Origin of the sequence: Pseudomonas meliae, from assembly GCF_001400515.1 — a bacterium.
Taxonomy (GTDB): Bacteria; Pseudomonadota; Gammaproteobacteria; order Pseudomonadales; family Pseudomonadaceae; genus Aquipseudomonas; species Aquipseudomonas amygdali.
Genome location: NZ_LJQT01000031.1, coordinates 1 through 10,694, shown reverse-complemented (window position 1 = coordinate 10,694; position 10,694 = coordinate 1). Strand labels below are relative to the sequence as shown.

At 57.4% G+C, this 10,694-nt stretch carries 11 protein-coding genes and 1 pseudogene; 9 read left to right on the top strand and 3 right to left on the bottom strand.

The window, feature by feature from the left end:
• Positions 1 to 127: 127 nt before the first annotated feature.
• Together ALO64_RS01495 and purT are read left to right on the top strand one after the other, a co-directional pair.
• Positions 128 to 595, top strand: a complete 468-nt coding sequence (locus ALO64_RS01495; RefSeq protein ID WP_044344809.1) for a preQ0 transporter — start codon at positions 128 to 130, stop codon at positions 593 to 595.
• Positions 596 to 698: 103 nt separating this feature from the next.
• Entirely contained in the window at positions 699 to 1,880 is a 1,182-nt protein-coding gene (purT, locus tag ALO64_RS01490; protein ID WP_044344808.1) for a formate-dependent phosphoribosylglycinamide formyltransferase, read from the top strand.
• Between the two features lie 56 nt (positions 1,881 to 1,936).
• On the opposite strand, the gene ALO64_RS01485 is transcribed toward purT, so the two are convergent.
• The 3 genes from ALO64_RS01485 to ALO64_RS01475 all read right to left on the bottom strand — a co-directional run bounded on the left by ALO64_RS01485 (position 1,937) and on the right by ALO64_RS01475 (position 5,469).
• Positions 1,937 to 3,247, bottom strand: a complete 1,311-nt coding sequence (locus ALO64_RS01485) for an MFS transporter (protein WP_044344807.1) — start codon at positions 3,245 to 3,247, stop codon at positions 1,937 to 1,939.
• 149 nt (positions 3,248 to 3,396) lie between these two features.
• Positions 3,397 to 4,644, bottom strand: a complete 1,248-nt coding sequence (locus ALO64_RS01480) for a CNNM domain-containing protein (protein WP_005732466.1) — start codon at positions 4,642 to 4,644, stop codon at positions 3,397 to 3,399.
• Between the two features lie 12 nt (positions 4,645 to 4,656).
• Positions 4,657 to 5,469 (bottom strand): cytochrome C assembly family protein, encoded by an 813-nt coding sequence (locus ALO64_RS01475; protein ID WP_002552519.1) that lies wholly within the window; start codon positions 5,467 to 5,469, stop codon positions 4,657 to 4,659.
• Positions 5,470 to 5,682: 213 nt separating this feature from the next.
• Here ALO64_RS01475 and ffh point away from each other — a divergent pair, with 213 nt between their 5' ends.
• The 7 genes and pseudogenes from ffh to ALO64_RS01440 all read left to right on the top strand — a co-directional run.
• Positions 5,683 to 7,059 (top strand): signal recognition particle protein, encoded by a 1,377-nt coding sequence (gene ffh / locus ALO64_RS01470; protein ID WP_044344806.1) that lies wholly within the window; start codon positions 5,683 to 5,685, stop codon positions 7,057 to 7,059.
• A gap of 247 nt (positions 7,060 to 7,306) precedes the next feature.
• A complete protein-coding gene (gene rpsP, locus ALO64_RS01465; RefSeq protein WP_002552521.1) occupies positions 7,307 to 7,564 on the top strand; it encodes a 30S ribosomal protein S16 in 258 nt (85 codons plus the stop codon).
• Positions 7,565 to 7,569: 5 nt separating this feature from the next.
• Entirely contained in the window at positions 7,570 to 8,109 is a 540-nt protein-coding gene (rimM, locus tag ALO64_RS01460; RefSeq protein WP_002552522.1) for a ribosome maturation factor RimM, read from the top strand.
• A gap of 5 nt (positions 8,110 to 8,114) precedes the next feature.
• Complete coding sequence (gene trmD, locus ALO64_RS01455; RefSeq protein ID WP_002552523.1) at positions 8,115 to 8,867, top strand: tRNA (guanosine(37)-N1)-methyltransferase TrmD; 753 nt, start codon at positions 8,115 to 8,117, stop codon at positions 8,865 to 8,867.
• Between the two features lie 44 nt (positions 8,868 to 8,911).
• The gene (gene rplS / locus ALO64_RS01450) at positions 8,912 to 9,262 is read left to right on the top strand and encodes a 50S ribosomal protein L19 (protein WP_002552524.1); all 351 of its coding nucleotides are present in this window, start codon (positions 8,912 to 8,914) and stop codon (positions 9,260 to 9,262) included.
• Positions 9,263 to 9,365: 103 nt separating this feature from the next.
• On the top strand, positions 9,366 to 10,262 hold the full coding sequence (gene xerD / locus ALO64_RS01445; protein WP_044344805.1) for a site-specific tyrosine recombinase XerD: 897 nt from the start codon (positions 9,366 to 9,368) through the stop codon (positions 10,260 to 10,262).
• Between the two features lie 147 nt (positions 10,263 to 10,409).
• Positions 10,410 to 10,694: pseudogene (locus ALO64_RS01440) on the top strand (hypothetical protein); the annotation flags it as partial.

Here is a 10,694-nt window from a genome sequence, read left to right as displayed (position 1 = left end):
TTCGCGAAGAGGCCGGTGCAGTCGATGCATTATCTTCGTCAGAAATAGCGCTTTCGCCTACGCCTGGGCACGGTCCTTGCGCGCGTTTGCTATCATTGCCGCTCGCTTGCACAGGCCCAAACCCTCCATGCTTTTCCTGATCGCTTACATCGGCAGTGTCGTGCTGATCAACTTCGCCTTCTCCAGTGCGCCGCATCTGGACATCATCTGGTCTGCCTGGGGCGGGCTGGTGTTTGTGTTGCGCGATATGGTGCAAATTCGCTTTGGTCATGGCGCAATCATCGCCATGCTGGTGGCGCTGGTGCTTTCGTATGTCACCAGCGACCCGACCATTGCCCTGGCCAGCGCCACTGCGTTCGCGGTCTCCGAGTGCATTGACTGGCTGGTGTTCAGCATCACCAGACGCCCGTTGCGTGACCGGCTATGGATCAGCTCGGCACTCAGTATTCCGCTGGATACCTTTATCTTCTTCGGCATGATCGACGCGCTGACTGTACCGGTCGTGCTCACTGCGCTGGCATCGAAGTTCGCCGGCGTGACCCTGGTCTGGATGATCATGGCCTGGCGAACGCGCAACAATGCTTGTCCGGGCTGAGCGCCCATTTACCGGGGCTTCGTGGTAAATTGCGCGCCTTTCTCCACAGCGGTTGCTTGCATAAGGCAGGCAGCCCTCGATATCTGCTTCACGAGGACCTGAGATGACTCAAATCGGAACTCCACTGTCGCCCACCGCGACTCGCGTACTGTTCTGCGGCAGCGGCGAACTGGGCAAGGAAGTCGTGATCGAGCTGCAGCGCCTTGGCGTTGAAGTGATCGCTGTTGACCGTTATGAGAACGCGCCCGCGATGCAGGTTGCTCATCGCAGCCATGTGATCAACATGCTCGACGGTGCTGCGTTGCGTGCAGTCATCGAGGCCGAGAAGCCGGATTTCATCGTTCCGGAAATCGAAGCCATCGCCACCGCAACCCTGGTTGAGCTTGAGGCCGAAGGCTTCACCGTGATCCCGACCGCGCGCGCCGCGCAACTGACCATGAACCGTGAAGGCATTCGTCGTCTGGCGGTCGAAGAGCTGAAGCTGCCAACTTCGCCTTACCACTTTGCCGACACCTTCGAGGCGTACAGCAAGGCGGTCGAAGACCTCGGTTTCCCTTGCGTGGTCAAGCCAGTCATGAGTTCGTCGGGCAAAGGGCAGAGCCTGCTCAAGAGCGCTGATGACGTGCAGAAAGCCTGGGATTACGCGCAGGAAGGCGGTCGCGCTGGCAAGGGCCGCGTCATTGTCGAAGGTTTCATCGACTTCGATTACGAAATCACCCTGCTGACCGTGCGTCACATCGGTGGCACCACGTTCTGCGCGCCGGTTGGCCATCGCCAGGAGAAGGGCGACTATCAGGAATCCTGGCAGCCGCAGGCCATGAGCCCGGTAGCGTTGGCAGAGTCCGAGCGTGTTGCAAGGGCGGTGACCGAGGCATTGGGTGGCCGTGGCATGTTCGGCGTCGAGCTGTTCATCAAGGGCGATCAAGTGTGGTTCAGCGAAGTCTCGCCGCGCCCGCACGACACCGGTCTGGTCACCCTGATTTCTCAGGACCTGTCGCAGTTTGCCCTGCACGCTCGCGCGATTCTCGGCCTGCCGATCCCGTTGATCCGCCAGTTCGGGCCATCTGCTTCCGCAGTGATTCTGGTCGAAGGCCAGTCCACTCAGACCGCTTTCGCTAACCTCGGCGCGGCGCTGGCCGAGCCTGACACCGCGTTGCGTCTGTTCGGCAAACCGGAAGTCAACGGTCAACGCCGCATGGGCGTCGCCCTGGCTCGCGACGAGTCCATCGAAGCCGCGCGGGCCAAAGCGACCCGAGCGTCGCAAGCGGTAGACGTAAAGTTGTAAGGGCGCAGCTGCAAGCTACAAGCAGGAGTGTGGTGCTCTTGCTTGCAGCTTGAGGCTCATAGATCCCTATCCCGAGTTTCCTTCAGGCTCAACACCGCCAGCACGCTGATCAGCGCAGCTGCAGATACATACCCGCCCACCCAGCTCAAGCCGCCCATCGCCACCAGTTTCTGGGCGAAGAAGGGGGCAACCGACGCGCCGACGATTCCGCCCAGGTTGTACGCCGCCGATGCGCCTGTGTAGCGAACCTGTGTCGGGAACAGCTTTGGCAGCAGCGCGCCCATTGGGGCAAACGTAATGCCCATCAGAAACAGCTCGATGCACAGAAACAACGCCACAGCCCAAGTGCTGCCGTGGGTTAACAGTGGTTCCATGGTGAAACCTGACAGAATCGCCAGCACACCGCCAACAATCAGTACCGGCTTGCGCCCGAAGCGGTCGCTTGCCAGTGCAGCCAATGGCGTGGCAGCCGCCATGAACAGCACCGCAAAGCACAACAGCCCCAGAAACGTTTCACGGGTATAGCCCAGCGTTGCCACGCCGTAACTCAATGAAAACACCTTCGAGATATAAAACAGCGCATAACAGACGACCATCGACGCTGCACCAAGCAGCGTTGGCCTCCAGTGCCGGCTGAAGGTTTCCACGATCGGCAGGCTGACGCGTTGGTGACGGGCCATGGCCTTGGCGAAGATCGGAGTTTCTTCCAGCTTCAGGCGCACATACAGCCCGACCATGACCAGCACGGCGCTGAGCAGAAACGGGATTCGCCAGCCCCACGCGCGAAACTGCTCGTCGCTCAGGGTCATGGCCAGTGCCAGAAACAGGCCATTGGCGGCCAGAAAACCGATTGAAGGTCCCAACTGTGGAAACATGCCGAACCAGGCGCGTTTGCCTTTCGGGGCGTTCTCGGTCGCCAGAAGCGCAGCGCCACCCCATTCCCCGCCCAGGCCAAGCCCCTGACCGAAGCGCAGTACGCATAGCAGAATCGGTGCCCACGCGCCGATAGTCGCGTAACCGGGCAATACGCCGATCAGCGTGGTGCAGATACCCATCAGCAGCAGAGACGCCACCAGGGTCGATTTACGCCCGATCCGGTCGCCAAAATGACCGAACAGCGCCGACCCGAGCGGGCGTGCGAGAAAGGCGATACCGAAGGTCAGAAATGACGACAGCATCTGTGCCGTACCTGAGGTCTGCGGGAAAAACACCGGACCTATCACCAGCGCGGCGGCAGTGGCGTAAACGTAAAAGTCGTAGAACTCGATAGCTGTGCCGATGAAGCTGGCTGTGGCGACGCGGGTTGCCGAATTCACCGGATTTACGGACTCGGTATTATTTTCGCGAGAGAGCGGGGTGCTGGTCATGCGGATTCCCTGGCTGTCGACTCGCCGGGCGGCAAGGACCGTGCTCCGGCTAGCATTCATTATTGTGATTGTGGGTAAAGCGTCGAGCAGAGTAACCCGAATGGGTCGAGAGACAAGGGTATCGCCGGGATCTATTTGAAGGCAGAAATCTATTTGAAGGTGCGAACGAGGGTGTTCTGCCACATGGCCACGCGCTTGACGCGATTGTCTTCGGTCTCGAGGATTTCCAGCCGGTAAGGCCCTATTTTCAGGCAGACCGGAGCCTCTGGAATGGTTTCCAATGCTTCTGTAACCAACCCGTTAACGGTTTTCGGACCATCCGAAGGCAGGTGCCAGCCAAGGCTTTTATTGAGTTCGCGAATGGATGCAGCACCCTCTACCTCAAGGCGTCCGTCTTCCTGTTGCTTGACGTGGGGATTGTCCAGCCGCTGCTCGCTTTCGAATTCGCCGACGATTTCTTCAAGAATGTCTTCAAGGGTGACGATACCCAGCACTTCCCCGTACTCATCAACCACCACGCCGAGGCGGCGCTGCTGTTTGTGGAAATTCAGCAACTGCAACTGCAACGGAGTGCTTTCCGGAACGAAATAAGGCTCGTAGCAGACTGCCAGCAACTGCTCTTTGGTCAGTGTGCCTTTGGGCAGCAGGTGGCTGATGTCGCGTGTATTGATGACGCCCTGAACCTGATTTATGTCGTTGTGATAAACCGGCAGGCGTGTGTGACGTGAAATGATCAGGCGCTCGATGATCAGCTCCATCGGATCATCAAGGTTGACGCCATCCACCTCATTGCGCGGTATCAGGATGTCATTGACCGTTATGCTGTCCAGTGCCCGTATGCCCGACAGCACACTGGCACGCGGATAATGCTCGTGAACAATGTCGTGGCGGTTGGTTTTCTGCACATCGTCTTCGAAGTTCTGCTCCTGTTGCTGCACATGGCGTGACAAAAACGGGCGCAGCAGCGTCTTGGCGAGCACGTTGAACACGTAGGCCAGCGGCCAGACGATCTTCATTGGAATGCGCAGTACGCCATTGCCCAGTAGCAGTGTCGAGACAGGGTGACGGTTCGCCAGGCGGCGCGGTATGTATTCGGCGAACACCAGCATGACGCTCACGGTACCCAGCCATGCCACGGTCGGGCCGTTGTAGAACCAGTAATTGGCAGCAATCAGTGTTGCGATTACGGTGATCAGCACTCTTATCAGCGTATTGCCCAGGATCAGGCTGTTCAGGTTGAACGCCAGCTCGGGAAGCGGCGCGGCCTTGTCCGAACGGCTGGCGGCGCGCATTGCCTTGAGTTGGTGGTGCGCGGCTTCGACTGACGTCAGCAGACCAGCCCAGAGCATAAGGAGGGCGAGAACGCCAAGCAGTGGGCCAAGGGGCAGATTATCCATGATCAGGGCCCGTCAGATGTGCAGGATGAATTCGCGTACCAGCTTGCTGCCGAAGTAGGCGAGCATCAGCAGGCAGAAGCCGCCCAGGGTCCAGCGAATGGCTTTGTGACCTCGCCATCCAAGGCGGTTGCGCCCCCACAGCAGTACGCTGAATACGACCCAGGCCAGGCAAGCCAGCAGGGTCTTGTGCACCAGATGCTGGGCAAACAGGTTTTCAACGAACAGCCAGCCGGAAATCAGCGACAGCGAAAGCAGCGTCCAGCCAGCCCAGAGGAAGCCGAACAAAAGGCTTTCCATGGTTTGCAGCGGCGGGAAGTTCTTGATCAGTCCGGAAGGGTGCTTGTGCTTGAGTCGGTAGTCCTGCAACAGCAACAGCAACGCCTGGAATACGGCAATGGTGAACATTCCGTAAGCCAGCAGCGACAGCAGTATATGGCTCAGGATGCCGGGTTCTTCCATGATCGGCTGTACGGTGCCGCTGGGGGCGAACTGAGCGAGCAGCACGGTCACCATTCCCAATGGGAACAGCAGCACCAACAGGTTTTCCACCGGAATGCGTGACGTGGCGATCAAGGTCACAACGATCACTGACGCGGCGATCAGGCTGGCCGAGTTGAAAAAGTCCAGACCCAGGCCGACGGAATGCGTCAGTTGGGAAAACAGACCGATGGCGTGTGCGATCACCGCCAGCGTACCGAGCAGGCAAAGCAGCCGCTTGTCGGGCTTGACGGCCTGGCTCAGGCGCAGGCTCTGATAGACGGTCGCAGCGGCGTACAGAACGGCGGCGGCGAGGCTGGGAAGCAGGCTGGGTGGCAAAGGGGACATAGATCCTGATGGACGGGCCTGAAAAGACGTTGAGTTTGGCATATAACCGGCAAATCACGAAAGACCACAGAAGCAGACTGCGTGGTGTCCGTGCGGCGGAGTCTTCGCTATAATCCGCGACCTGCTCAAGCCGCAGGCTCGCCGAGCGCCATTTCTGCATTACGGGCCGGGCCGCATCAACCGGGGTTCGACGAGAGCCTGAAAGGATCGCGCATGTTTGAAAACCTGACTGACCGCCTCTCGCAGACGCTGGGCCATGTTACTGGCAAGGCCAAGCTGAACGCGGACAACATCAAAGATACCTTGCGCGAAGTGCGTATGGCGTTGCTTGAAGCCGACGTCGCCTTGCCGGTGGTCAAAGACTTCGTCAACAACGTCAAGGAGCGCGCCGTCGGCACCGAGGTGTCGCGCAGCCTGACGCCAGGCCAGGCGTTCGTGAAGATCGTCCAGGCCGAACTCGAAAGCCTGATGGGCGCTGCCAACGAAGATCTGATGCTCAATGTCACGCCGCCTGCGGTCATCCTCATGGCGGGCCTGCAGGGTGCGGGTAAAACCACCACCGCTGGCAAGCTGGCGCGCTTCCTTAAAGAGCGCAAGAAGAAGACCGTGATGGTTGTGTCGGTCGACTTCTACCGTCCTGCCGCCATCAAGCAGCTCGAAACCCTGGCCAACGACATCGGTGTGACGTTCTTCGCCTCCGATATCAGCCAGAAGCCGGTCGACATCGCCCTGGCGGCCATTAAAGAAGCCAAGCTCAAGTTCATTGACGTGGTTATCGTCGATACCGCCGGTCGTCTGCACGTCGATGTCGAGATGATGGGCGAGATTCAGGCGCTGCATGCTGCGACCAAGCCAGCTGAAACGCTGTTCGTGGTCGATGCCATGACCGGTCAGGATGCGGCCAACACCGCCAAGGCCTTCGGTGATGCACTGCCGCTGACCGGTGTGATCCTCACCAAGGTCGACGGTGATGCTCGCGGTGGTGCGGCCCTGTCGGTGCGTGCAATTACCGGCAAGCCGATCAAGTTCATCGGTATGGGCGAGAAGAGCGAGGCGCTGGAGCCGTTCCACCCAGATCGTATCGCTTCGCGAATCCTTGGCATGGGCGATGTGCTCAGCCTTATCGAGCAGGCTGAACAGACTCTCGACAAGGATAAAGCCGACAAACTGGCGAAAAAGCTCAAGAAAGGCAAAGGCTTCGATCTCGAAGACTTCCGCGATCAACTGCAACAGATGAAAAATATGGGTGGCCTTGGCGGTCTCATGGACAAGCTGCCAAGTATCGGCGGCGTCAATCTTGCGCAGATGGGCAATGCCCAGGGCGCGGCCGAGAAGCAGTTCAAGCAGATGGAAGCCATCATCAACTCGATGACGCCTGGCGAACGCCGTGACCCGGACCTGATCAGCGGCTCGCGCAAGCGCCGTATTGCAATGGGCTCGGGTACCCAGGTGCAGGACATCGGGCGTCTGATCAAGCAGCATAAACAGATGCAGAAGATGATGAAGAAGTTCTCCGCCAAGGGCGGAATGGCAAAAATGATGCGCGGCATGGGCGGAATGCTCCCCGGCGGCGGCATGCCAAAAATGTAATTGCGTCGCGTGAAAGCTTCTTTGCACGCGTCCCACACGGGGGGCGACCCCCGGTCAGCCCGCGTAATGCGGGCTTTTACCTGCTGTCATACCGACAGCGCCCTCGCAAATCTGGAAGGCATGCCGATAGGCGCCGGAAAAAGACATTTGCAAAAGTCGGGATATTCCTTAGAATATGCGGCCTTTCGGGCACCTATACCCGCTGTGCATCTTAGATTTGCAGCACCGACTACAGGAACGATGTTCAATGCTAACCATCCGTCTTGCCCTTGGCGGCTCCAAAAAGCGCCCGTTTTACCACTTGACCGTAACCGACAGCCGCAACGCTCGTGACGGTTCCCACAAGGAACAGGTTGGTTTCTTCAACCCGGTTGCCCGTGGTCAGGAAATCCGTCTGTCCGTTAACGAAGAACGCGTCAACTACTGGTTGAGCGTTGGTGCACAAACTTCCGAGCGCGTTGCCCAGCTGCTCAAAGAGCACAACAAGACCAAGGCCGCGGCCTGAGTCTTATGAACGCGACGCCTGCATCTGCCGACGATCTGATCGTCATTGGCAAGATTTACTCGGTTCATGGCGTTCGCGGCGAAGTGAAGGTTTTTTCCTTTACTGATCCGATTGGAAACCTGTTGGACTACAAAACCTGGACGCTTCGGCGCGAAGGCAGCGTTGAGAAACAGGTGGAGCTGGTCAGCGGACGCTTGCAAAGCAAGTTTCTGGTCGCAAAGCTCAAAGGTCTCGATGATCGTGAAGAAGCTCGTCTTCTCTCCGGTTACGAAATCTGCGTGCCGCGTAACCTGTTCCCTGATCTGGACGATGGCGAGTACTACTGGTACCAGCTTGAAGGCCTCAAGGTCATCGACCAACTCGGGCAACTGCTCGGGAAAATCGATCACCTGCTCGAAACCGGTTCGAACGATGTAATGGTTGTAAAGCCCTGCGCGGGTAGCCTGGATGATCGTGAACGCCTGTTGCCCTATACAGAGCAATGCGTGTTGGCAATCGATATGGCTGCTGGCGAGATGAAGGTGGATTGGGACGCGGACTTCTGAATGCCATGGCCAGCCTGCGCATAGAAGTCATCAGTCTGTTTCCCGAGATGTTTTCCGCCATCAGCGAATACGGCATTACCAGCCGTGCGGTGAAACAAGGGCTGTTGCAGCTGACTTGTTGGAATCCGCGGGATTACACCACTGATCGCCATCACACTGTGGATGATCGCCCATTTGGCGGTGGTCCTGGCATGGTGATGAAGATCAAGCCCCTCGAAGATGCTCTGGTTCAGGCCAGGCAAGCGGCAGGGGATGCGGCGAAGGTTATTTACCTGTCGCCACAAGGCCGTCAGCTGAATCAGTCTGCGGTACGCGAACTGGCGCAGGAGGAAGCGATTATCCTCATCGCCGGTCGTTATGAAGGCATTGACGAGCGTTTTATTGATGCTCATGTCGATGAAGAGTGGTCGATTGGTGACTATGTTCTTTCCGGTGGCGAGCTGCCGGCTATGGTCCTGATTGACGCGGTTACGCGGCTGCTGCCTGGAGCTTTAGGGCATGTGGACTCCGCGGAGGAAGATTCCTTCACGGACGGTCTGCTGGATTGCCCGCACTACACCCGACCTGAGGTGTATGCGGATCAGCGTGTTCCCGACGTGTTGCTAAGTGGCAATCACGCGCACATCCGGCGTTGGCGTTTACAGCAGTCCCTTGGGCGGACCTATGAACGACGCGCTGATCTTCTGGAAAGCCGCTCGCTCTCTGGAGAAGAGAAGAAGCTGCTGGCGGAATACATCCGCGAGCGGGACGATAGTTAACGTATCGATGGTCGATCCATACGGATTACCTTAGGAGCACCAGCATGACTAACAAAATCATTCTTGCCCTCGAAGCAGAGCAGATGACCAAAGAGATCCCTACCTTTGCACCAGGCGACACCATCGTCGTTCAGGTTAAAGTGAAGGAAGGCGACCGCGCTCGTCTGCAAGCATTCGAAGGCGTTGTAATCGCCAAGCGTAACCGTGGCGTGAACAGTGCTTTCACTGTTCGTAAAATCTCCAACGGTGTTGGCGTTGAGCGTACTTTCCAGACTTACAGCCCGCAAATCGACAGCATGGCTGTGAAACGTCGCGGTGACGTTCGCAAGGCCAAACTGTACTACCTGCGTGACCTGTCCGGTAAAGCAGCGCGCATCAAGGAAAAACTGTCCTGATACAGTTTTTCGATGCATAAAAAAGGCAGCCTTCGGGCTGCCTTTTTGCTATCTGATGTTTGAAAATTCGTTTTTGGCGTACACGCACACATACTGAGTTGAAATGGCTGCCATCGACCACCCGCTGATTGACCGGTTTCTGGATGCGCTCTGGCTTGAAAAGGGACTGTCCGATAACACCCGCGATTCCTACCGCAGCGATCTGGCGCTGTTCAATGGCTGGCTGCAGGAGCGCAACGTTGATCTGCCCAGTGCCGGACGCGAGGTCATCCTCGATCATCTTGCGTGGCGCGTTGAAAATGCCTACAAACCGCGCTCTACAGCGCGCTTTTTATCCGGTGCCCGAGGCTTCTATCGTTACCTGCTGCGTGAAAAGCTCATCACGCTCGATCCAACTCTGCAGATCGATATGCCTCAGTTGGGCAAGCCATTGCCCAAGTCACTCTCCGAAGCCGACGTCGAAGCGCTGCTGGCAGCACCCGACCTGAGTGAGCCCATCGGCGAGCGCGACCGTGCCATGCTTGAAGTGCTGTATGCCTGCGGTCTGCGCGTGACCGAACTGATCAGCCTGACACTGGAACAGGTCAACCTGCGCCAGGGCGTACTGCGGGTGATGGGCAAAGGCAGCAAGGAACGGCTGGTGCCCATGGGCGAAGAGGCCATCGTCTGGGTCGAGCGCTACCTGCGCGGTGCCCGCGACGAGCTACTGGGCGGGAAACCCAGCGACGTACTGTTCCCCAGCACTCGCGGCGACCAGATGACCCGTCAGACCTTCTGGCACCGCATAAAGCATCAGGCAACGGTTGCGGGCATCGGAAAATCCCTGTCACCGCATACCCTGCGCCACGCCTTCGCCACCCATCTGCTTAATCACGGCGCTGACTTGCGTGTGGTGCAGATGTTGCTGGGGCACAGCGATCTTTCGACGACCCAGATTTATACCCATGTGGCGCGCGCGCGGTTGCAGGAGATGCATGCGAAGCATCACCCGCGGGGTTAGTTACTTTGCGGTATCAGACTATAGGTCAGATGATGCGCTTTTCATCGGCGATTATTACCAATAATTCTTGCGGTAAATAGATGGTTTTTATTTGTTTGGCTATCCTTTGCATGAGATTTTTAAAATTAGCTATCAAGGATGATTGATATGAATTACGATAAGAAAGAGCATTCGTTTTTGGCGATGCTTGATTTAGATGATGGTACCGTGCTGGCCTTTTCCAAAATTGCTAACGACGGGGTCAGCGTTGAAGCGCACAATGAGCTTTGTGCAAATACAATGGAGAAAGACTCGTTAAAAGTCTTTTTTTCAGCAGGGGATAACGATTCTTATCTTTTGCTATTTAAAGGTGATTTTCATCATCAGGATCCCAGTTCGGAGGGGCGCCTCTACAGTGATGGTCATGTGTTTAAGGAAACTCTGAAAAAGACT